This window comes from Bifidobacterium sp. LH_558 (assembly GCF_056356295.1).
On record NZ_JBKETZ010000004.1, the window covers coordinates 91,273 to 116,423 of the forward strand.

The window sequence follows — 25,151 nt, forward strand, 5'->3', positions numbered from 1 at the left end:
TGAACTGATCTGAACTTGTATCCGAATTTACGAAAGACAGGACAACACAAGTGCTGGATGTCAACGCTTTTGACAAACTGAGGATTGGTCTCGCCACCGCCGACGATATTCGCGGTTGGAGCCACGGCGAGGTCAAGAAGCCTGAAACCATCAACTACCGTACCCTGAAGCCCGAGAAGGACGGTCTGTTCGGCGAACAGATCTTCGGTCCGACCCGCGACTGGGAGTGCGCCTGCGGCAAGTATAAGCGCGTGCGCTTCAAGGGCATCGTGTGCGAGCGATGCGGCGTCGAGGTGACCAAGAGCCGCGTGCGCCGCGAGCGCATGGGCCATATCGAACTGGCCGCCCCGGTGACGCATATCTGGTTCTTCAAGGGTGTGCCGTCGCGTCTGGGCTACCTGCTCAACGTGACCCCGAAGGATCTGGAGCGCGTGATCTACTTCGCCTCCTACATGGTCACCGAGGTCAACGACGAGCAGCGCCACACGGATCTGCCCGGCCTGCAGGACGAGTTCGACACCGAAATCAAGCAGCTGGAACGCCGTCGCGACAACGAGATCGAAGAGCGCGCCAAGAAGGTTGAGGCCGATCTGGCCGAGCTCGAGGCCACCGGCGAAGGCAAGGGCCCCGCCCGCGCCAAGCTGCGCAACGGCGCCGAGCGCGAGATGGCCGCCATCCGCCAGCGTTTCAACGACCAGATCTCCCGTCTGGACGCCGTGTTCGACAAGTTCAAGAAGCTTGTTCCCGGCGACATGATCGACGATGTGGATCTGTGGCGTGAGATGCAGGACCGCTATGGCGATTACTTCGACGGCTGCATGGGCGCCGAGGCGATCAAGAAGCGTCTGCAGTCCCTCGACCTGGAGACCATCTCCAAGGAGCTGAAGGAAGAGATCAAGGACGCCTCCGAGCAGCGCAAGACCAAGGCCCTGAAGCGCCTCAAGGTCGTCAACGCCTTCCTGACCACCGGCAACAAGCCGGAGGCCATGGTGCTCGACGTGATCCCGGTCATCCCGCCGGACCTGCGCCCCATGGTGCAGCTCGACGGTGGCCGCTTCGCGACCTCCGATCTGAACGACCTCTACCGTCGTGTGATCAACCGTAACAACCGTCTGAAGCGCCTCATCGAGCTCGGTGCCCCGGAGATCATGCTCAACAATGAGAAGCGCATGCTCCAGGAAGCCGTCGACTCGCTGTTCGACAACGGCCGCCGCGGCCGTCCGGTCACCGGCGCCTCGAACCGCCCGCTCAAGTCCCTGTCCGACATGCTCAAGGGCAAGCAGGGCCGCTTCCGTCAGAACCTGCTCGGTAAGCGCGTGGACTACTCCGGCCGTTCCGTGATCGTGGTGGGCCCGTCCCTGCGCATGCACCAGTGCGGTCTGCCCAAGCCGATGGCGCTCGAGCTGTTCAAGCCCTTCGTCATCAAGCGTCTGGTGGACCTCAACTACGCGCAGAACATGAAGAGCGCCAAGCGTCTGGTCGACCGCGGCGACTCCGAGGTGTGGGGCGTGCTCGAAGAGGTCATCGCCGAGCATCCCGTGCTGCTCAACCGTGCGCCTACGCTGCACCGTCTGGGCATCCAGGCCTTCGAGCCGATCCTGGTCGAAGGCAAGGCCATCCACCTGCCGCCGCTCGCCTGCGCCGCCTTCAACGCCGACTTCGACGGCGATCAGATGGCAGTGCATCTGCCGCTGAGCGCCGAAGCCCAGGCTGAGGCCCGCTCGCTGATGATGTCGTCCGACAACATCCTGAAGCCCGCCGACGGCCACACCGTGACCATGCCTTCGCAGGATATGATCCTCGGTCTGTTCTACCTGTCCACCGTGGTGGAGGGTGCCAAGGGCCAGGGCCGCGTGTTCTCCTCGCTGGACGAGGCCGAAATGGCGCTCGACCTGCACGAGATCGACATGCAGGCCAAGGTGCTGATCCGCCTGCCGCAGGACTTCACCCTGCCCACCGATTGGGAGCCGGGCGAGGTGCAGGTCGTCGACCCGCAGCCGGGCAGCGCCGAGGTCGTCAAGGAAGAGCGCTTCCACGACGGCACCGTGCTGTTCGCCACCTCCTTCGGCCGCATCCTGTTCAACGAGACCCTGCCGACGGACTACCCGTTCGTCAACGACCAGGTCGCCAAGGGCCGTCTGTCGAACATCGTCGACGACATCGCCATGCGTTACTCCACCCAGCAGGTGGCCGCCACGCTGGACGCCCTGAAGGATCTCGGCTTCACCCGCGCTCCGTGGTCCGGCGTGACCATGTCGTTCTCCGACATCGCCACCCCGCCGGAAGGCGACGCGATCATCGCCGACTACGAGCAGCAGGCCGCCAAGGTCAACGACCAGTTCGACATGGGTCTGCTCACCGCGGAGGATCGCCGTGAGGAGCTCATCAGCCTGTGGACCGAGTGCACCGACAAGGTGGCCGAGGCCATGCGCGACAACTTCCATGACGCCAACAACGTGAACATCATGGTGCAGTCGGGTGCGCGAGGCAACTGGATGCAGATCCGCCAGATCGCGGGTATGCGAGGCCTCGTGGCCAACCCGAAGGGCGAGATCATCCCCCGTCCGGTCAAGTCCAACTACCGCGAAGGCCTGTCCGTGCTGGAGTACTTCATCTCGCAGCACGGCGCCCGTAAGGGTCTGGCTGATACCGCACTGCGTACCGCGGAGTCGGGTTACCTGACCCGTCGTCTGGTCGACGTCTCCCAGGACGTGATCGTGCGCGAAGAGGACTGCGGCACCAAGGCCGGCCTCATGCTGCGCGTGGCCGATCGCGACGCCGAAGGCAACCTGACGCTGGTCAAGGCCGCCGACGGTGGCCCGTACTCCCGTCTGCTTGCGGCCGACGTGATCGACCCGGCCGACGGTGAGACCGTGCTGTTCAAGCGTGACGACTCCCTGTCGATGGACGCGCTCAACACGCTGGTCGAGCATGGCATCGAAGAGGTCAAGTGCCGCTCCGTGCTCACCTGCGAATCCAAGCGTGGTGTGTGCTCCAAGTGCTACGGCTGGTCGCTGGCCACCAACAAGCTGGTCGACGTCGGCGAAACCGTCGGTATCGTCGCCGCCCAGTCCATCGGCGAGCCTGGTACCCAGCTGACGCTGCGTTCCTTCCACTCCGGTGGTGTCGCCTCGGCCTCCGATATCACGCAGGGTCTTCCCCGTGTCACCGAGTTGTTCGAAGCCCGCACCCCGAAGGGTGAGGCGCCCATCACCGAGTTCGCCGGCACCATCAAGGTCACCGAGAACGACCGCGGTCGTCAGATCGTCCTCACTCCGGACGCCGACTCCGGCGCTCCGACCGAGGAGGGCGTGATCAAGCCGATCACGTATCAGGTGTCCCGCCGCGTGCCGATGCTCGTCAAGGACGGCGAACACGTCAAGACCGGTACCCAGCTGGTCGAAGGCTCCGTCGATCCGAAGAAGATCCTCACGATCCTCGGCAAGCGCGCCGCTCAGGTGAACATCGTGGAGGAAGTGCACAACGTGTACCGCTCCCAGGGCGTGGATATCCACGACAAGCACATCGAGGTCATCGTGCATCAGATGACCCGCCGCGTCACCATCATCGACTCCGGCGACACCGATCTGCTGCCCGGCGAGCTGGTGGACAACGCCCGCTTCCGCTCCACCAACATGGCGACCGTGAAGAACGGCGGCAAGCCCGCCGTCGGCCGTCCGGCGCTGATGGGTATCACCAAGGCCTCGCTGGCCACCGATTCGTGGCTGTCGGCCGCCTCCTTCCAGGAGACGACCCGCGTGCTCACCGAAGCCGCCCTGAGCCAGAAAGTCGACGACCTCAAGGGCCTCAAGGAGAACGTCATCATCGGTAAGCTCATCCCGGCCGGTACGGGTCTTGCCCGCTACCGCAATGCCGTGGTCGAGCCCGACAAGGCGATCCGCGACACCATCTACCCGAACTTCGGTCTGGGTGGCGATATGGAAGCCGGCGCTGACTTCTCCGATGCCGATCTGAGCGATGTGGACTTCTCCAACATCGACTTCGGCGATCTGAAGCTCGGCGACGACTTCAACCCGGACGACTTCCTCAACGACGCCGGCGGTCAGGTTGACCTCGGCGGCGATCTGGGCGACGTTCTGTAAGCGAAGCGTCTAACGCGCTGATCACAAGGCCTCGGCACTCCCTCGGGATGCCGGGGCCTTGCCCGTATCTGCGAGGAAACACGCATGGAGCCGTTCCTCGACCGGGGTCTTCGCAGCATAAGACGCGCCTTCCATCGGTCGGCTCGGGGGAGCGCGCGCAACATAATCGCGTAGAGGCGATTAACGTGCCGCCAATACTGGCATGCTTGCCCGGTGCGAATCGATTGACCGGAGAATGCGGCGAAATCAGCCGCATAACCCAACGCACGCACGCTTTGCGCCATGCCTTCGCTTAGAGGCGTGCGATTGACGATATCGGCCGCCTGATGGCGTCGGGTATTGCGCAACGGTACGCCGCCACTCGTGGCGAGATCGCACAGCATGTTCCAGCCTGCGAGAATGCGTTGCTGCGGTGTGCCACGGCAACGTGCCAGCATACGCCGAGCGGCATTGAAGGCGAGGATGCTGCAGATCGCGATGATGGTGAACCACAATGGGCTGCCAATTATGGCGATGCGGATGGCGATACGTGCGAACTCTTCCCAGAATGGATTGTCTTCGTTTCTCTCGGCGTCGGTGCCGGTAATCGAACTGTGCGGCCGAACCTGCGGCGTATCCCGTAGCGGGTCGGTGAGCGGCACCGGCGGCTGACGCACCAAAGTTTGTGGATCGGGAGGCGCGAGTGTCTGATCCTCGTTGGGGGTTTTCGCCTCGTCGGGTGTGGGATGGAACGCCACCCAACCCAATCCGGATAGGTTGATCTCCACCCAAGCGGTGATATCGTCGCCGGTGAATGAGACGGCGGAACCATGGTCGCTTGTGGAATCGTCTTCTGATCTCAATCCGAGTACCACGCGACTGGGCAGTCCGATTGTTCTGGCCATAAGCGCCATGGCGGAGGCGTATTGTTCGTCATCGCCCACCATGGCATCGCCGGACAACAGGCTGGCGATACGGTAATTGCCGTGGCCGGCAAGCGAGGGATAGTCGCCTTCGAGTCCATGTGAGAACCAGCCGGACTCTTTAAGCGTGGCGGCCAACGCTCGAGCCGCTTCGCCGTCGCTGGCCCGGCCGCCTGCGATAGCCGAGGCGAGTTCGTCGGCAGCGTCGGGAATATCCAACGCCTGCGGTTGGTCTATATGTGTGGCGGTCGCCCGATTGATGGCCTCATCGCTGGGGACGGCGGGAAGCACGCCGGTTTCGGTATAGGTCATACCTTCGGTTGTGCCGTGGGAGAGTATGCCGGAATCAGTGTCGACGTTGTAGAAGAATGCGCGAAAATCTTCATCATCGGAGAAATCGACGGCGGTGGCGGCTCCGGCCAATGGCAGCCAAACATCGGCGAAACCAGAGCCGATGGTGAATGTGGCGGTGAAAGGCTCACCTGACTGATCGTTATGGATACGAGCCCCCACGCGGCGATAGCGTGACGAACCGTCGTGCCGAGCATATTCGTGGGATTGCATGGAACTGCCGTGTTCCACGGACTCGTTGTATTCTTCTGACTCGTTGTATTCTCCTGATTCGTCGTGTTCCCTGGTATTGCTGTGCTCCTTGGCCTCGCTGTATTCTTTGGCTCCGCTGTATTCCGTGTCTTCGGCGAGATTCCATACGGTGCCGTCGAAATGATCCATCACCGCAAGCCGTATCGGAGTGCCTTCGGGCAATCCTTCGACGGTGAGCAGCGTCTCATCGTGATGATCCTTGATATAGGAGCGAAAACCGCTTAACGGACTGGCATAGGCAATCGGGGCCAACGGGGGATTGTATGCGTCGCGCAGAATGAGGCGATGCTGTGCCAGCATAAGCGGGCAGGATCCCGCGACTGCAACGGCGACGACCAGCATGGCTGCCGCTGTTCGCCATCGCCTCCACTCGAGCAGCCGCCATCTCCACGACAGCCAGATAATCAGTATGATTCCAATCAGAATTCCGCAACTCGCACGATGCCAGCCCGAATCGGTGCCGAGCCATGCGCAAACCGCCACCGCCAAGCCAATTGGTAACGCGGATAGCGTATTGATCCAGGCGTGCTCGGCGATAGCGAACACGCCAGTTAGCAGCGTGAACCACAAGCCGATCGTCCATACGGCCATCAGCGAGCCATCGGCGGTTCCAATCGGCGGCTCAACGGCGATGAGATATTTGAATGATCCGAACGTCGCCTCCCATCCCAAGGCCAAGGTGCGCCATGTGGGCAGTATATGCGCCACCGTGGTGTGGTTCACGGCGATAATCGGGCCAAGCACATATTGGGCGGTCGCCAGCAGCACCAACTGCCACCAGAGCCTCCAAGCCGGCCGCGTGCCGACCCACGCGATCGCCGCGCCTGCGACTACGGAGGGAATGGTCGCCAACGCCCATTGCGAGAGGCTGCCGTAGACGTCGATGAGATTGGCCACGGCGAGCAGCATGACTGTGATCACGCATGCCAAAGCGATAGCTCGACTCTGCTGCAACGCCCGACCGCGGGCGGTATTCGCGCGCAAAACATCCGTGCTTATAGCGCTGGCACGTATAACGTCGGCGATGTGAACTGTGCCGTCGCCTTCCGCGCGTGCCCTGCCGTGTCGATCGCTGCGGGTGCGGATGGCGTTGTCGGAGGACGTGACGGTGATCATATGATCACCTCCGCGAATGTTGGTAAATCCTGCAAGGCTCCGACTGTGACGATGGTGAATCCGTTGAGATCCCGCACATCGCCGGATTCGCCGAGTGCGGCTCTCACCACCACGCGTCGGGCGGAGCGAGGCAACGTCAGAGCGGCATGTGCTATGAGGTCGAAGTCCGTGCGGGAACCGGTGATAAGCGCATACCGTGAGGCATGAGGCGTATGGCGTATGGTCTCACCCATGAGATTCGCGACATCAGCGGTGACACGGTGTAGGGGAATCCTTGCTCCGACGGCGCTATCGGCGTTGGTGGTGGCGTGGCGTGGGTGAGTCTCCGTATCGGCTTTGTTGGCTCTGTCGGTGTTGACGGTGTCATCGATGCGGGAGGGTTTGCTGACGTCAAGGCATATAGCGCTGGACGAGTCGAGTAACGTCATGGCATCGCATGGCATGAGATGCGTGGCGCCGGCATGCGCGGCGATTGTTCTTCCCTGCTCGAGACAGGCGACGCCGATGGAAGCGTAGATGGAGACGGCCAACTCGAACTCTTCCGGCGAAGCGTAATGGTGGCAGTTCACGTCAAGCGTCAATGAGGTGTCTGACCGGCACGTCTCTTCATATTGGCGGATCATCAGCCGTCCGCTTTTCGCGCTGCTCAGCCAATGCGCATGGCGTATGTCATCGCCGAACTCGTATGGACGCAGTCCGTGGAGGTCAAGATCGTCGGCGACGATCCGACCGTTCGTCATCCCCTCGAAATCGTGGGAGACTCCGGTTCTCGGCAATACCAGACGCACGGTGGCGGGATGGACGAACACGTTGGCTTGCCCGGCTAATGGTCGTTCTCGGCGCACGAAACCGAAAGGATCGCCCTGACAGATAAGCGGCGGGCCGATTTGCAATACGGTGCGAGCTTCGGCGACATGACGCATCTCCAAGGAGGCGGACTTGCCCGGTGCCAACCTTGGAATCGCGAACCGTGTGCGCGTACCGCTGATAGGGAGATCCACAAACGGTTCGGGAATGCGGAATTGGCTCGCGCCGCGCTCGCTGACCTCCATATGCACACTGAATGCATCGCCCGCTTTGACGCGCCGATTGGACACCCGCATCGAAGCGTCGTATCGCATTCCGCCAAGCGACGACAGTAAAGCGACCGTCATCAGGGTCGAAACGAATAATCCGAACGTCAACGATTCATACCATCCGCAATACGGGAAGACCATCAGGCATATCACCGCGCATGCGGATACTGCCCATCCCAAAGGAGAGATGATGCGTGCGGCAGTTGCCAGCCGCCGTAGTCTGCCAAACGGATGTTCGGCGGATGACAAGCCGTTCATGATGAGTCCTTTCGCCGACGCGACGGACGCTCGTCGGATCGCTCTCCGCCATGCGGTACGGGAACGTTTTCGAGAATCCGCGCGATACACTCGTCCGTGCTCACACCCTCATATGCGGCTTGGCTGGTGAGCCGTATGCGGTGGGCAAGGACGGCCTGCGCCAGATCGCCAACATCGTTCGGAATCACATAGGCACGCCCTTCCGTGGCGGCTGAAATGCGCGTGCAACGGGCCAACGCCAATATGGCCCGCATGGAGGCGCCGCCGGCGATGCTCTCGTCGTGTCGGGTCGCCTCGACCAATCGCACGATATATTCGCCGATTTCCTGGTCGATATGCACCATGGCCGCGATTCGGCGCATGCGAAGAATATCGTCCGTGGAACATACGGGTCGGATAGTGCGTGCACGGTCGATGACGTCGATCTGCTGAAGCACTGTCACCGACATGGCATGGTCAGGGTGCGTGATGGGAATGCGCATCAGAAAACGGTCGAGCTGCGCCTCAGGCAGCGGATAGGTGCCGGCCTGCTCGTTGGGATTCTGCGTGGCGATCACCATAAACGGTTGGGGAACCTCATAGGAGACGCCGTCCACGGTGACTTTCCCCTCCTCCATCACCTCCAACAGTGCGGATTGGGTTTTCGCGCTGGCACGGTTGATTTCGTCGGCCAGCACGATGGAGGCGAACACCGGGCCTTGACGGAAGGTGAATTCGGCTCGCTTCTGGTCGTAGAATGTCACGCCGACCACATCGGAAGGCAATAGGTCAGGTGTGAATTGGATGCGTTTGAACGATGCCGCGATGGAATACGCCACGCTGCGCGCCATCTGTGTTTTGCCGGTGCCCGGATCGCCTTCGATCAGGGCATGGCCTCCGGCCAGCAGCGCGATGACGCATTGCGTGACCGGCGTGGTCTGGCCGAGCACCACTGTGGAGATGTTCTCCACCAATGCTCGGAAACGTTGCCGAAACCAGTCGATTTGCGGCGGCGGTGCCGTGACGATTCCCGACAAGGCTGCCGGCATGATGGTATGCCGTGTGGCGTCATCGTGAACCGGTTGCCGCGAATCCGGTCTTGCAGAGAGCAGCGTCTGGTCAGTGAGCGGTGTCTGGTCGGGCAGTCGTGTGGCGTCGTCAACCGCGCCAGATGCGGAATCCCATCCATGAACGGAGTCCGAGGCTTGGCTGGAATCCAAAGCATACGCGGAGTATGTCTTCCGTTTGGACGGTCGTGTGGCATCGATAAGTACCGTTTCGTCGGTGAGAAGTGTGTTGCTCAAGCTGGTCATCATCGTCTCCTTGCTGAAACGGGGAACGTACGGACGGCGCATACCGAACGAGTTGCGGTACGCCGCGGTATGACGCCGCTGGCTTGTCCGCACAGCATTGGTTCGGCGGAGCTGAGCATGATCGTCCAAATGAGGGATTCATCGGACACGTCGGCCAAATCCACGGTGACGGCGGAGGAAAGCATGCCGAACGAATCCGTCGAGGCGACGGTCTCTCCGCCCTGCATCACCGTGATGACGGCGGTGACCGGCTGGCCCCACGTGTTCGCCATAGCGTTCGGTCGGAACACGAGTCGGTTGCTATCGCTCCACGTCGGCTGATAGTCGGTATGGAATACGGGTGCGACCTTCCACACGTCAGTGTTGGACGCGGTCACTGCCTCGCTGGATTGTCCGCGGAATAGCTGTTTGACCTCCACGGAACCGCAACTGGTCCATTCGCTGATGGCAAACCGATCGCCGGTGATCGCCACACCATTGCGGGTGATTGCCATGCCGTCGTTATGGGTTGGGTCCGAACTGCGGACCGACACGACGCAGATGCCATCGTCACGGATGATGCGCACCTCGCTTGGCGGCAACGGCGTATATATGGGCGTGACCATAACGGATGAGGCAGGGGAGTCGACTCCCGAACGTTTGGGAACCACCGTGACCGTGGCGGTGAGCTGACGCCCGAAATCCGACGGGTCAATGCGCAGGCTCGCCGAAAGCGTCGTGCACGGTGTGGAGGTGGACGTCTCGCCCACGGTGAACCGCAGCGCCTCGCAACCGGCATTACGCATGTCGGGCAACGCCTGCAGTACTACCGTGACCGAATCACTGTTGCGTTCATCCTGCGTGGCCGACACCAAGCCATCGATGCTATCGGGAGTTCCCCATATCACGCTGGGAGCGGACGGGGCTGAGGTGGGACTTTCCCCGATGGCGTTCACGGCCGTCACCGTTGCCGTGGCGGTGACACCGTCACTGATGTGTTCGCCATCGATGGCGAAGGTGTGCGAAAGGCCGGTGGTTTGCTGGGTGAGGGAATATCCATTGCTGAACGTGAGCGTCACCGTGTATCCGTTGACTGCGGTGAACTCGCCTTTCGGCGCGGCCCAACGCACCTTCGCCCGCAGATGCTCCGTAGCGACGGTGACGTCGGTGGGTGGGGAAGGAGTCGTATCCGGCGCGGCGGTGGCGGCAAGGGATTCCTCGGACCAGCCGACCGCGTTATGCGCGGCGACGGTGAAGGCATACTGCCGTCCGTTGATCAGCCCGTCGACCACGCAACGGGTGGCCGTGCCGCAGGAGCGCTCGCCGATGCCGCCGCCCGACCATGACACGCGATATTCGTCGATGGCCTCGCCATTGGCCGGGCCAGGAGTCCAGTGCAACGTCACCCGACTGTTTTCGGCGGTCCCTGCCACTGGTGACAGCAACGGCGCTTCAGGCCTGTCGACAACGGCGACGGTGATGCTGGCGGTGACTTCGCGTTCCCGCGCGTCGGTGCCGTCCCTCACGGTGGCGATCACGGTGGTGGAGGATGCGCCGGTATCCGAAGCGGCATGGATGTCGATTATGCCGGATTTTCCACATTCGACATCGATTTTCGTATCCTCGGTGCCTTCGCAAGACACCACTCGCAAAGCGGTGCCGGGGAAGGGATTGTACGCCTCGGACAGCAGATCCACCGATACGCTCGAACCCGCGCGAACCTTCACGGCGGCGTTGCCGACGCGGGCCAGAGGCTTGGTGGAGGCCACCACGCGTGCGGTCATGCCGGCGTGCACGGTGCCGCGATCATAGGAGATGGTAATGGGAATGGCGACCGTGATGCCGGGTTTGGTGGCCGCGGCGGCGCTGACACGCAGCAAACCGGAGTCGGTGACGGTGGCGTCGACTCGTTCGTCGGATGAACCCGCGCCGGAATAGGAATATCGTCGCGTGGTGTTTGTGGCATCGCCTGGCGTATGCGTCAGCGCGGTCAGGTCGATGACGGTCGCGTCCGCTCCGGCCTCCACCTCGATGGTCGCCGATGAGAACGTCGGTGCGGGAACGTTTCGGCCGACCACCGTGATGGGCAGCGTGATCACGGATGAATTGATGATTGTGGCCTCCGAATCCTGTCTGCCGTCCACCGCGGTGAAGCTGATGGAGGCGGGACCTGAGTACTCCTGGAGCGCGGTGAACCGCAAGGTCTCGTCATCCACCATCAGGTTGCCGTCGGCGGCCTTGGTCGCGCTGATGGAACCGGCACCGGATATGTACGGCCGTTTGCCCGCGCCCACCCGCACATAGTCGGCGATGGCGATGGTGATGGATTCGCCGGCGTTCACCGTCAACGGCGGTGCTTTGGGGCGCAGTGTCGGCGGAAACACGCCGTAGGCCGGCACGTGGATGAATGCCGTGGAGGTGATGCCGTACGTCGTGTTCGTCACCGTATACGGCACGGCGCGCGCCTCATCGGTTAAATCCACGCTGATCGTCGTGGAACCCTCGCCGCCGACGAGACGCGCGTGGTCGCGTGCGGAGGCGTGCACCTCCACCCGCAGATCGTCGATGGGACCGGAGGGATTGGCTATCCAGTCGGACACGTCCACATCCACGGACCGCTTGTCGATGGTGGCGGACGAGGACACCCGATAATCGTAGATGGTGGGCGCTTCGATGGCGGCGTCCGGATCGATGGTCACGCGCAACGTTCCGGTGCAGCGCAATCCGGCCTTGCTGACAACCGTATAGGAGATGTAGGCGGTGCCCGGCTGCGACGGTGTGGTGAAGGCGATCATATCGCCGTCCACCCGAGCGCCATCGATGCCTTGCGCATCCAATCGTGCATCGAGGCTGAGTTCGGTGTCGTCATCGGCGATGTCGTTATGCATTACCGGCACCGCGGCCGAGGTGTTCGGGCGTAAGACAACCTCGTCGTCACGCGCCATTACGCCTGAGGCATGCGAGCCGTTTGAGCCATTCGAAGAATTCGCGTCGGGGAACACGCCCACACGTATCCGCGCCTGCGCCCGTTGCCCGGTCCAATCCTCCACCGCATACGTGAAGTCGTCCGTTCCCTGCGAGTCGGCATACGCCTCGTACATCATAAAGTCGGAGCCGACCTCGATAACACGTCCGAGTTTGGGCGCGATATTGCCCAATCCCAGCAGTTGCACGTCATCGCCATCCACGTCGATGCCGGTCAAATCGATGGGAATGCGCACGCACCGCCCGGCGACCGCCTGCGCCTCGATGGCACGTGGCATGGGAGCGGCTTTGGCGTCGGCATCGCGGGCATGCACGGCGACGGTGATGGTGGCCGATGCCGTATTCCCCGAAGCGCCTACCACGGTGTAGACGATGTTGTAGATGCCGGGTTCGTTGGAGGCCTGATAGCGCACGGTGTTGCCGGATACGAACGCCAGGCCGCGGAATGCAGCTTTGTCGACATGCAAATCATCGCGCACGTATAGGTCGGCACCGTCTGCGGAAGTGACATGGTCGAGCACATCCACAGTGACGATGCCTCCCGCGCGCACGCGCACAGCGATATCATCCGCTTTCGGAGCATGGCTAGCGGCCGACCATGCGGGCGGATGTGCCACGATGGTGCCGGTGGCGGTGCCGGCCGCGTTGACCGCCGTATATGAGATCGACACCGGTGCCGTCGGCGCTTGACGTGCGGTGAGATACACGCGCCGATGCCCCACCACAGCGGCGGTGACACCGGAGTCCTCATCAGTGTGGACCTCGGTGATCGCCAGTACGCCGCCTAACGGATCGGTGTCGTTGGCAAGTGGTTCCACAATGGCGGTGAGAGCGGAATCCAGTAGTGTCACATCATTGACCACCACAGGTTCGGCATGTTCAGCGGTGGCTGGATTCACATCCACTCGCACCAGCCCAATGGCAGGAATCGAACCCTGCTCGATGGTGTAGGAGACATAGTGGATGCCGGATTGCGAAGCGTGGAACGTGATGCTCATATCATCGGCGTCGGCAGTAATCCGAACACCGTTTCCATCGCCGACCGCATCCGCTTGTGTGAGCCGTGCCGGCTGCAAGGACGTGCCGTGCACATACACGCCCAACTCGATGATGGTGTCGGTGTTCGGCACGGTCTGCCGCACCACCGGGTCGATAACCGCGGCAAGGGTGTTCGCCGGTTTGACCGAGAAATACACGATGCCCGTGCCGGTGCTCTGCCCGTCGGATACGGTGACCTGAACGCCCACGCGCCCGGACGAGAGCGATCCGGCGTCGAACACCAGTTGCCCGTCCGCGCGGGTGGACACCGCCACCTGGTCGGTATGCTGTGCCGCCGCGGATATCAGCGTCATCGGATCGCCGTCGGGATCGGTGAAGCTGGACAACGCGTCGGTCGTATATGTGGCGCCTTGTTCCACATCGAAATGCGGTGGCATATCGGATTGCACGGGCGCATGATTGTCTTCGCCGGTGAGCGTGAGAACCACCGTGGCGCTGGCGGTCCGGCCTCGGCCGTCGGAGATGTCGTAGCGGAACTGGGTGCTGCCGACGGTCGCATCGGCGGCATCGACCTGCAAATATCGTCCGTCGTAAACGGCATGCACGGACACATCCGTGTTATCGGGCATGCCCACGGCGGTGATGCGCAGCACGGAACAGTCGCCGTGCTCGTCATTGCGCAACACGTCGATGATCCGCGAGCCTCCGGCCCTCACTCCAAATTTGTCATCCACCGCGGCGAAGCGTTCGGATTGTGCGGAGCATGTGGTGCTGAACTCGCGATGGGTGCTGGCGGCATCGGTATGACCTCGTTCGTGCTCGGCCTCTTCCGCCTGCACTGCATCCCATTGGATGGTGATGGCGGCGGTGCTCCCATCCGTATTCCATACCGTGCCGTCCGTCACGTCATTGAGCACCACCAGTCGATGATTGGTCCGAAACGCCAACTCGCTGCCTGTATGCACCGATTCCAGCGTGAGAAGGTCTGTGGAATCATAGTCGGCGTCGGGCGCGCACCATCGCAGGTAATTGTTGGCGTTCTGACTCCATGCCGCATACACGCAGCCGGCCACTGCGGCCGGTCGTGCGGCGGCGGCCCTTCCTCCGGTTGTGAACACCAGGGGAGTGGCAGCGGATGAGCTGAGGTCGATGATTGCCAAGCCGCGCTCGCTGGCGGCCGCCACCCATCCGCGTTGCTTCCCATCGGTGGGAGGGGATTGCAAGGTGAACGTATCGACGTCGTCGAGGGCGACGCTGCCATGTGGGAACACCACAGTGTCTCCTGTGGCGATCACCGGCACATCCTCGATGACGGTGAAATCGTCGGCGTGGGTGAACCGGCTGTCGGTGAGTGATTCGAGTTGTTCGGCCTCGCCACCGGTGGCAGGATTCCATCGCAGGACCACGCCATCCTTCGGCCGGTATCCATACACATCCCCATCGGCATTGACGGCGATTTTGCCGCCGGAACCGAGCCTCATGCACGGAGGATCGCTGCTGGGGGCAAACGTGTCGAATCTGGCGGTTGTCTCGGCCCATACATCACCGGTCGCGCTGTTGAGGACGGCGATGGTCTCGCCGCCGATGGCGGCGGTGGAGGCGCCTGAAGCGCTCACGATGGCATCCATGCTCACGGTGGAGGCGGTGATTGACATGAGCTGGCCAGGCTCGGCCAATACGGTGGCCCCGTCATGTTGGATGACGTCGAATCGCGCGGCGGAGGCAACCACGCCGGCATCCGCCTCCCGGTTGCGCACATTGAAACGTGCCGCCTTGCCCTGCGCCAGCGAAGAGACCCACACGGTACCGTCGTCAAGCTGGACATGCTGTCTGGTCACCGAACTGATGAGGATGGACCCCGCCATAAGGGCGATCATCGCCAGTAGCATGACTACGGGCAGCGCCCAACGATTGGAAGCGATGGAGGCAAGGCGCCGACGTGCGTCATCTACACGCAGGCGGACATGACTCGTGCCGTCGGCGCGGGCCGTTGGAATACGATGTCGCCGTGTCATCATGTCACCTCCTTTTGAATCACGCCGTTGCGCATCGTGTGGATGGCTGGGCTGGTTGTGACGGTTTCGGTGATGGCTTCGTCCGGCACCTGTCGTCGATATCCGCCGTCGCCGTGGGGAATTTCGAATCGGCTTCCGGACGGAACGGGCACGGCATCCACGCAGGAAGCTGCAATGCAAGCGAGTATCACCACGATGACCATCGACGCGGTCGCTGTGCCGGCGATGACGGCGATGGTTTTCGCCCGGCCTCGCGAATGTGCCGGGCATGTTGAAGCCGTCGTCGTCGGGTGGGGCGAATCCGGATGTGACGGGCCTGGCATGCTGCGTCCATCGCGCCTGCGTAACCCGTCGCACTCATCAAGCCCGCAAAACCTGCTGCGCTCATCAAGTCCGCACAACACGTCGTGCTCATCAATCTCGCGAAATCCGTCGTGTCCGCCAAGGCCGTCGAATCCGTCAGGCCCGCGAAACCCGACCAATCCACGCCGTTGAAAATCATCCGGATATCGGGGTGTGTTCTCCACCTCCACCGGAGTGGGCGGAAATCCGTTGGCGCACTGCGCCCGCTGCAACGCGCGGGCGAATTCCAGCGCGGAGTAATGCCGCTCGCCGGGATTCTTATCAAGTGCCACGCGCAGGGCTCGCTCCACATCCGCGGGAACATCGCTGCGTCCGATACCAGGCAACGGCTCCCCAAGTATCGCCGCGATCAGCTCGGTTTCGGAGCGGGGCCGGTATCCATGCTCGTAGGGGGAGGCTCCCACAAGCGCCGCATACATCGTGGCAGCCAACGAATAGATATCCGACGCCTCATTGCCAGTGCTGATTCCCCGTAGCACCTCCGGCGCGGCCCATGGCGGCGAATGCCCGGCCGGACGGTCGGCGTAGACGTCGCAGGAAACGCCGAAATCGCCCAACATCGGCAGTCCCCGTGTGTCGATCAACACATTGCTGGGTTTGATGTCGTGGTGGATGATGCCGCAGCGGTGGGCGACATACAAGCCACTTGCCAAGTGGATGCCCACATCCACCACGCTGACGCATGGCATCGGCCCGCGGAACAGCAGATCGGCGAGAGTGCCCTGCTCGGCGTAGTCGACGACGATGTACTCGAGGCCGTCGTCGGTGCGTCCGGAATCGAAAATGGGAAGGATATACGGGTGGTGGGGCAGTCGCGCCATCACCGCGGCCTCATGCCGGATCGCGTCCGCGGCACGCGGTCCGGCGGCAGGATCGCTGACCTTCACCGCCACACGGCGGCTGGGTTCATGCTGGGCGTAAAGCAGCACCACGGCGGTTGATCCCGAGCCCAGTACTCGGATGAAATCGTAGCCAGGTAGCCGCGGTGGAGACGGGAACGGTGGTGCGTTGATCATGATGCCCTCCTCGTTGCGGGTTCATTGGTCCAGTCATTGTCGCCACGCAATCGGACAGAAATTCATATGGTGTGTAAGGGGTAACGCGCGTGGAAGATGAAACTATTCGCTTGCCGATACGGACGTTTAGTCTGGAGGCATGAACACGAACACGAATGCGAACAAGAGCCGGGCGAATCACGCCGACGTGGCCGGGATGGGGCCGGGCGAGGCGATGCTGCTGGTCTCGCCGCCGCGCGCCGGCAAAACCGAATACGCGTTCGCCTCGCTGCTGCAAGGCTTGGAAGCGTTCGGCATGCAAGGGGCCGTGATGGCGGTGTCCGGCCGCACCGCCGCGGACCGACTGTCCAATCGTGTGATTCGCCATATGGGCGCATCCACCCAGGTGCGTCCCGTCACCACATTGGCCGCCATCGCGTTTCGTGTGATCTCCGCCGCCCGAGCCCGGGCAGGATTGAGCGCGCCGCGTCTGCTCAACGGTGCCGAGCAGGATGCCCTGCTGCGTCAGGTCGTCGCCGTGCATTTGGGCCATGCCGCCGCGGGCGACGACTGCCCCACATGCGCGCTGTTGCGTGGCTATTTCGCGCAGCGGACATGGTCCACGCTGATTACTGAAGCATCAGCCGCGCAGACGGACGCACCCGCAGGCCAGCAATCGTCAGCGCAGGGCACCGACGCGCAGGTGCCTGTGGCTGACGGATCACCCACTGTGGAGGTGTTCGCTCGTGGGGTGTCGGGCGCGTTCATCGCACAGCTTCGCGACATGCTTGCCCGCATGGATGAGCTTGGCGTCACGGCGCAGCATGAGGCAGATTTGCTGGCCCGATTGGGCGAGGGGCAGACCCGTCTGGCCGAACAGTGGCGGTTGGCGTTCGCCTTGCGTGCCGAATACATCGCGATGCTTAGCGAGACATACGCGCATGATTACCGGCTCGACGCCTCCTATCTGCTGGTCGCCGGCGCCAATGCGATTCCCCAGCTCACCCGTGGCGACGCTCTGCCCGAACTGCTGGTCGTCGACGACTTTCAAGACACCACGCTCGCCGGCCTGCGCTTTCTTGAAGCGCTACATGAGGCGGGCGTGCGTCTGTTGCTGGTCGGCAACCCGGATGAGGCCGTGCAGACTTTCCGCGGGTCCTACCCTGAATACCTGTTCCGCAGGGCGCAGGAGGGGGTCATCCATGCGAGGCTGTGCGATGCTACGGTCATAGCCGCGGCGGGTGACGCCAAGTCCGGCGATGTGAATCCTGTCGGTGACGCTGATTCAATCGGACACGCTGACTCAGCCGATACTGCGCCCGTCATCGAGGGCTGCGATGTGTCGCGGCCTGCCGAACCGCGGTATCTCGATGTGGTCGCCTCGCGTATCTCTCTGTCGATTCCTTCCGAAGAGCATGACCCGCTGCCGATCGCGCTGCGTCCGGGCAAGCTGACCCATGCCACCGCACGCGACGCGACTGCGCGTGATGCCGCCGCGCGTGATGCCACGACGCTTGAAGACGGCAGTCTGGACACCGCGTTGTACCGTTCCCCGCGTGAGGAACTCGACGACGTGGTGTGGCGTATCAAGCGCGTGCGGCTCGACGAGAAGGCCGCGTGGAACGATATGGCCGTCGTCGCCCACGACAACAGCACGGTGCGTCGCTTCGGCGAGCGACTGCGCCGCGAAGGCGTGCCGGTGCGCTATTCGTCGGTCGCCCGCGCGCTGAAGGACGAACCCTTTGTGCAGGGCCTGTTCGCGCTGATCGAACTCGCCGATTTGCGCCGCAACGGTGTGGAACACAATCGCATGGGACTGGCCCAAACCGCGGCATTCGTGCGTTCGCGCGTCGCCACGATTCTTAACAGTCCGCTGATCACTGCGGCCGGCGGCCGTCCGGCACGGCTTGCACCCATCGAATCAGCGATCGGAGCGCTGGAATCGTTAAGCGGCATCGTATCCGACGACGACGCGACGATTGCCCAACTGATCGCCGCATGGCAGCGGCTCCGCTCCCACGTCGAAACCGCCCGCAAAGAAGACGCGGATGAAGCGACGGCATCCGGCACCCTCACCGTGGATGACTCCTTGGTGGACGAGTTGGCCGCCCGCGGCGACGACCTCGCCTTCGGTGCGGACGCCATTCACGTGATGTTGGCGTTCGACAATGAGCTCGCTCCCGCCGAACCTGCGATGAGCGCCATCCTCTCGGTGTTGGGCAGCGACGCGCAGGCCAAGGCGTTCACGCACCTATGGCAGCTTGTCGCAACGATCACGCGGGGCATGGGCACGTTGACCACGGCAAGCCCGTCGCATCGCCCGGAACCCCAGTATGTACTCGCCCTCGCTTGGGATGCCACCGGCGTGGCCAAATCCTGGCAGAACCTCGCCCTGACCAACACGCCGGAAGGGCGCGCCGCCAACGACCGGCTGGATGCGGCCATGCGGCTGTTCCAGTTTGCCGAAGGCAGTTCGATGGATATCACCGGATTCATCGGAGCGATGCGCGCGCAGCGGATTGAGGCCGATTCACTCGCCCATGTCGGCCCGGTGGAGGACGCCGTGACCCTGACCACGCCAGCCGGCGCGGCGGGGCAACGGTTCCGCTACGTGTGGCTGCCGTCCGTACAGCAGGATGTGTGGCCGAATCTCGCCGAACGCAACACCATGTTCGGCGGCGAGGACCTGGTCGAACTGGTTCTGCGCGGCCGCCTCGCCGACGTGGAACAGGGCGGGCGCGATCCGCGGCTGGTTTCGGTGCTGTCCAGCGAAAAGAAGAGCCTGCTGGTCGCCCTCACCCGTGCCGACGAGCGCGCGACGGTCAGCGCGGTGTGGAACGACGATTCCAGTCCGTCGGATTTCCTGTTCGGCTATATGCCCGAACGGTTCACGCGCCGCCGTTCGGACGCGCGGTACGTTGAGGCGCGCGATCACGGTGATTTCGCCGGACTCGACGCCAGCGCGCGAGGGCTGGTCACCGCCGCGCGCATCATGCTCGCCACCAGCGAACCCGGAAGCGACGCGGCCAAAGACGCCGTCGACACGCTCGCGTTGCTCGCCGAGCATGGGGTGGATATCGCTGATCCGGCGCAATGGCCGTTCGTCGCCGCGTCGACTGAGGGCGATGTTGAGGATGGCGCTGAGGTTGATAGCTCGGCGGGCGAGACGGACGATTCCGCGACGGTTGTGCTGTCGCCTTCGTCGGTGGATCGACTGTGGGCATGCCCGGTATGTTGGCTGTTGGAAAACCGTTTCGCCGGCCCGCGCCCAGGCTCGGCGGCCACAGGATTCGGCTCGCTGATCCACGCCGTCGCTCAGCAGGGGAGCGAAGAGGGCCTCGACCTGTCCGACCTGACCGAGGATGATATTCAGCGCCGTCTCACCGAAATCTACGAGTCGATGCGGCCCGATCCCGACGCCGTCGCGGATGTGAAGGAGCGGTACAACCTCATCAAAAAGGACAAGGCCGCGCCCACCGCGTTGGCGGCCATCGCCCACTATTTCGCGCAAGGCGGCAGCGACGACTACCTCGCCGCCAATGCCGGCAACTTCGCCATCGGACGTTTGACGCGGGCGGATTGCGAATGGAAATTCGCCGCGTGCTTCGATCTTGACGATATTCTCGCCGCATACAATGCCGTTCCCGGAATGCAACCGGTGACCCGTGGCGAACTCAGCGTGCTGATGGGTGAGCTGGTAGGCGGCTGGCCCGAGGGCATGCGCGAGGATCTGACCATACGGCTCAGCGGACGCATCGACCGTATGGAAACGCGCACGCTGGCCGACGGCAGTGAGAACATCCGCCTCATCGACTACAAAACCGGCGGCAAACACACCGGATTGGAGCTATTCAACGACCTGCAGCTGGTGTGTTACCAGCTGGGGCTCGTGTTCCCCGAAGGTGGACGCCGTGGAGCCGACGTGTTGGCGTGCATGCCCGCCATCGGGCAAAGCGCGCTGTTCGACGTCGAACACAGCGATGCCCCCGCGAAATACTATGCGCCGGAAAGCATGTTCCAGCCAGCATTGTTCGCGAACGGATCGTTGAACGCCGAAGCGTTCGCCGTGAGGAACCGTTGCTCGGACCCTATAAAAACCTGCTACGACATGCCTGTTCCGAGCGCCGACCACAAGCCACAAGGTGTGCGCGACGAAGTATGGGCGCAGTTCGCGGCTTTGGCCGGCACACAGACGTTGTGGGCGTTGACGATGATTTCGCGCGTGGTGTATGCGGCCGCGGCAAGCCGCTCCACCACGCTCACCGCCCATCCGCAGCAACAGCATCTGAGGTTTTGCCGGATGAAGCAGGTATGCCCCGCATGCGCGGGACAGGTCGACACCATATTCGAAACGAGGCAGGCATGAGCGGATTCACTCCCAGCGCAGAACAGCGCAGCATCATCGAAGCCCCCGCCAACGCGGATGTGCTCGTCGTCGCCGGCGCGGGCAGCGGCAAAACCTTCACCATGACCCAACGCATCATCGCGTTGATCCGCCAAGGAGTCGCGCCGGAACGCATCCTCGGCCTGACCTTCACGCGCAAGGCCGCGGGCGAGCTGTTGGAACGCGTATCGGAGGCGGTGTCGGGGGAGGGCTCGCCTTCGACGGGTGTTGAAGGGGCAACGGGCGCGGAGAAGACAATGAGCATGGAGACCGCGGATGGTTCCGCCGACGGTTCCGCCGACCGCGCGTTTTTGAAGCCCGCGATTTTCACCTACGACGCCTTCTTCCAAACCATCGTGCGCCAATACGGTCTTCTGGTCGGTTTCGACCAGAACACGCAACCGCTGAGCCAAGCCGGTCGTCAGCAGTTGGCCAGCGACGTCATCGACGCGCATATGAACGAGATCTTCGATCAGGATCTGGGCGGGTTCTCCAGTCTGACGAACAACGTGCTCGCGCTTTCCGACGCCATCGCCAGCGCCATGATCGGCGCGGGATGCACGAATTTCAACGATGCCGTGGCCCGCGTGCGCGCATGGGACGAGGAATTCGTCGCATGCCTCGACCGCGCGATTGGCGACGACCCCATCGCGCCCAAAGAACCCAAGCTCGGACGCAAGCTCAAGAAGTACTCGCAGGACGAGTGGCAGGCCATCCGCGACGACTATATCCGCGCCAGATCGGTGTATTCATGCGACCAGCTGCGGCAGTCCACACGCAAACGCGAGATTCTGCTCACTCTGGTGCAGGCCTACGCGAATGCCAAACACGAGCGGAATATGGCGGAATTCTCCGACTTCACCATCGCCGCCTACCAGCTCATCGAACGGTTCCCCTCCATCGCCGAACGCTGCCGTCGCCGCTACAGCCATGTGCTGCTGGACGAATATCAGGACACCTCCACCACGCAGGCCGCGCTGCTCGCCGCGTTGTTCCACGTCGACGAGAACAATCGCTGCGCCGTCAACGCCGTGGGCGATCCCTTCCAATCCATCTACGCGTGGCGAGGTGCCAGTCCGGGCGCTTTCCGCATGTTCCAAAGCGCATTCGGCATGCCGTCCGATGCCAAGCCGTATCCCCTAAGCGTCACGCGACGCAATCCCCGCGTGGTGTTGGAGGCCGCCAACAATCTCACCATGCCGCTGAGAGACGTGCCCGCGCGGGCGAGCAGTTCGCTGATGCGTGAGGTGGACGTCGCCCCGCTCGATCCGCTGGACACCGCCGCGCAAGGCACGCTCGGCGTACTCGGCTTCAGAACGCGCGGCCAGGAAATCGACGCCGTGGTGCGCTTCTGCGCGGCCGCCGTCGCCCGATACCGTTCCACAGCGGACACGCCCGATGCCACGCCGGTGGCGGTGCTGTTCCGTTCGAAAACCATGATGCCGGATTACCAGGAGGCGTTGGAAAAGGCCGGATTGCGTGCCTTCGCGGTGGGATACTCCGCTTTTCTGGACCGCCCAGAGGTGCGTGATGTGCTCGCCATCCTGCACGCGGTGGCCGACCATACCAGCGTGGAGCCGGTGATGCGATTGCTGGCCACGCCGCGCTTCAATGTGTGCGCGAAGGATTTGGAGGCGTTGGCGCGGCTTGCGGAAAACGCCAATATGGAGCAACGATTCCGCGCGCTCGTGCAGGCCGGTCTCGCCGCCGAAGACACTCCTCGCCGCCAATGGGCCGAGGTGGTGCGCGAATATCGCGACCAAGTCGCCAACGCGGTGTTTCTGGTCGACATATTGGTCGGCAGCGACGTGCGGGCGTTGATGGAACACGCCGGAACGATCAGCCGGCAAGGCATGGAATCGATCGCCCGCGCCGCACGGGTGCTGGAACAGGTGCAGCGCACCGTCGGCCGCCCGCTTCCGGATATGATTCGCACGGCGGTGGAGGCGTCCGCATTGGATATCGACACCGTGGTCGCCGGAGCGCTGAATCATAACGAGCACATGGCCGACCCGACGTTGGCTCGCATCCCCATGGACACGATCGTCGATCTGGTGGACACCTACACGCGGGAGATCGCCGTCGACCAGACGCCGACGCTGCGCGGATTCATGGCATGGATCGATCAGCTCGATTCCGTGGAGGACGAGGCCGTGGCGCTGCCGGCCGGCCCCGTCGACGTGGAATTGATGAGCGTGCACCAGTCCAAAGGATTGGAATGGAACGCCGTGGCGGTGGTCGGCCTGTCCGCGGGCGCGTTCCCCAGCAACCAAGGCGACCATCTGAACGTTTCGCTCGACGAACGGTATGCGGGCGGTATGGAGCACGGCCGATGGGTGGCGCCCCAATACCAGGAGACGGCCAGAACATGGCTGACCAGCCCCACCGCGGTGCCGGTGCCGGTGCGTGCCGACGCCGGTATTCTTCCGCGCTTCCCCCACGACCTGCCCGCCGACGCCGACCCCCTCGAAGGTCTGCGCGCGCTGGAGGATGCCGAGATCATCGATGACGAAGTGTACGGATCCATCCGAGGCATCGGCGACGGCATCGACGACGTCGATCCGCATGGATGGTATCTGACCCAAGAGGAGGAATACGGCCGACGTCTGCACGCCGACGAACGGCGGTTGGCCTATGTGGCGTTGACCCGCGCCCGTGAGGACGCCCTGCTGACCTACTCCCAAACCGCCAGTACGAGCCGCGACCCCAATGCCGCCGGCGACAAGAAAGGCAACGAACCCTCCAATTTCTGGCAGGAGGTCCACGATTCCATGCACCCGGGCCATGATGTGCGCTGGGCGGAGGAATTCACGGCGGACCCCGACGAAAGCCAGCGGGAGTCGCCGGCTCCCCAAGGATTCTTCGTGGGGGAGCGCGCCAAGGAATACGGCGAGGCCGTGGTGGGCGAGGCGTGGCGCACGCCGTTGGAGGCTGAGGATGAATCCGCCTCACTGGCGTGGCCTGCCGATCTGAGCGCAACGACGATGGAACGGTTGACCCGCGGAGTCGCCGCGGTGCGCGCCGCCCTCGAATCCAATCGGAATCGCCGAACGGATGACGCGGACGCGGCCGAGCGGTATGGCGAAGGCACGTTGGCCGAACGCGCGCGCATGCTGGTATCCGACCCCGATCTGATGGCCAACCTGTTGGACGGCGAGGCGTTCGACAGGGAAAACAAAGCCAAAGCGTTGCGCATCAGCGCAGCAGGCCGCCAGAACGTCACCGGTCTGCAGGCGCGGGCCGGAGGCATGAGCGAACGCGAGGAACGCGCGTATTGGCGCGGCATCATCCGCCCGATTCCCCGCGTCGCCTCGCCCGCCGCCGAAGCGGGCACACGACTGCATGACTGGGCCGAACGCTTCGTGAACGCCGGACTCCCCGGTGCCGAGGAGGCGCTCGCCTTCCGCTCCGGTATCGGCGGTGCCGGAATCGGCGACGCGAGTCTCGGCGTATGCGATGTGATCGGAGGAAACGCGGCTGGTGGTGGAGAATCCCGCGAATCGCTGATCGCCGCCGCGGCTCGGGAATCCGACGAAAGAATCCGCGTATGGGCCGAACGATTGGCCTCGTCGCGTTGGGCGCAACGCACGCCAGCTTGGGCGGAACGACAGATCGTCGTGGACATTCCCGGCATCGGCATCGTCAACGGCAAACTCGACGCCGTGTTCCACGGCAAACTGGACGACGACGGCGATACGGCCCACGACCCGGACCGCCCGACCTATACGGTGGTCGACTGGAAAACCGGCAAACGCCCCACCAATCCGGAGGACATCGAACGCAAACTCGCGCAGTTGGACATGTATCGTCTGCTGCTCGCCGCCGTCGAAGGCATCGAGTTGGACAGTATCGACGCGTCTCTCTACTATGTGAGTGAGCCCGATGAGGGCCGGCGCGAGCTGCATGCCCGCGCGAAAACAGAACAGGACATCCTTGCCGAGTTGAGCTCCGGCATCCCCGAACAATCGGACAACGACTAGATCGGTCTATTGACGCCGATCCCGCGAGAGGAACGCATCGCGAACGTCGTGGGTCCGGGGAGCCGCTACCCTTGGTGCGACGTGTGGGCGGGCACACGCGC

At 63.2% G+C, this 25,151-nt stretch carries 8 protein-coding genes; 3 read left to right on the plus strand and 5 right to left on the minus strand.

Annotated features, from left to right (window positions below):
* Nucleotides 1–50: 50 nt before the first annotated feature.
* Complete coding sequence (locus tag AC1AV0_RS06685; RefSeq protein WP_476572388.1) at nucleotides 51–4,103, plus strand: DNA-directed RNA polymerase subunit beta'; 4,053 nt, start codon at nucleotides 51–53, stop codon at nucleotides 4,101–4,103.
* On the opposite strand, the gene AC1AV0_RS06690 is transcribed toward AC1AV0_RS06685, so the two are convergent.
* From AC1AV0_RS06690 to AC1AV0_RS06710, 5 genes are all read right to left on the minus strand, one after another.
* A complete protein-coding gene (locus AC1AV0_RS06690) occupies nucleotides 4,064–6,529 on the minus strand; it encodes a transglutaminase-like domain-containing protein (RefSeq protein WP_476572390.1) in 2,466 nt (821 codons plus the stop codon). The genes AC1AV0_RS06685 and AC1AV0_RS06690 overlap by 40 nt on opposite strands.
* 191 nt (nucleotides 6,530–6,720) lie before the next feature.
* Nucleotides 6,721–8,058, minus strand: coding sequence for a DUF58 domain-containing protein (locus AC1AV0_RS06695; RefSeq protein ID WP_476572393.1), 1,338 nt, complete (start codon nucleotides 8,056–8,058; stop codon nucleotides 6,721–6,723).
* Nucleotides 8,055–9,392, minus strand: a complete 1,338-nt coding sequence (locus AC1AV0_RS06700; protein ID WP_476572395.1) for an AAA family ATPase — start codon at nucleotides 9,390–9,392, stop codon at nucleotides 8,055–8,057. The genes AC1AV0_RS06695 and AC1AV0_RS06700 overlap by 4 nt, the downstream gene beginning before the upstream one ends.
* A complete protein-coding gene (locus AC1AV0_RS06705) occupies nucleotides 9,350–15,331 on the minus strand; it encodes an Ig-like domain-containing protein (protein ID WP_476572396.1) in 5,982 nt (1,993 codons plus the stop codon). The genes AC1AV0_RS06700 and AC1AV0_RS06705 overlap by 43 nt, the downstream gene beginning before the upstream one ends.
* Nucleotides 15,328–16,707 carry a serine/threonine-protein kinase gene (locus AC1AV0_RS06710; RefSeq protein ID WP_476572398.1) on the minus strand — a complete coding sequence of 460 codons (1,380 nt, stop codon included), beginning with the start codon at nucleotides 16,705–16,707 and terminating at the stop codon, nucleotides 15,328–15,330. The genes AC1AV0_RS06705 and AC1AV0_RS06710 overlap by 4 nt, the downstream gene beginning before the upstream one ends.
* Nucleotides 16,708–16,903: 196 nt before the next feature.
* Between AC1AV0_RS06710 and AC1AV0_RS06715 the strand changes: the two genes are divergently transcribed.
* Both AC1AV0_RS06715 and AC1AV0_RS06720 read left to right on the plus strand, forming a co-directional pair.
* A complete protein-coding gene (locus AC1AV0_RS06715) occupies nucleotides 16,904–21,052 on the plus strand; it encodes a PD-(D/E)XK nuclease family protein (protein WP_476572590.1) in 4,149 nt (1,382 codons plus the stop codon).
* A complete protein-coding gene (locus tag AC1AV0_RS06720; RefSeq protein WP_476572400.1) occupies nucleotides 21,049–25,050 on the plus strand; it encodes an ATP-dependent DNA helicase in 4,002 nt (1,333 codons plus the stop codon). Before AC1AV0_RS06715 ends, AC1AV0_RS06720 begins: the two co-directional genes overlap by 4 nt.
* Nucleotides 25,051–25,151: the final 101 nt, after the last annotated feature.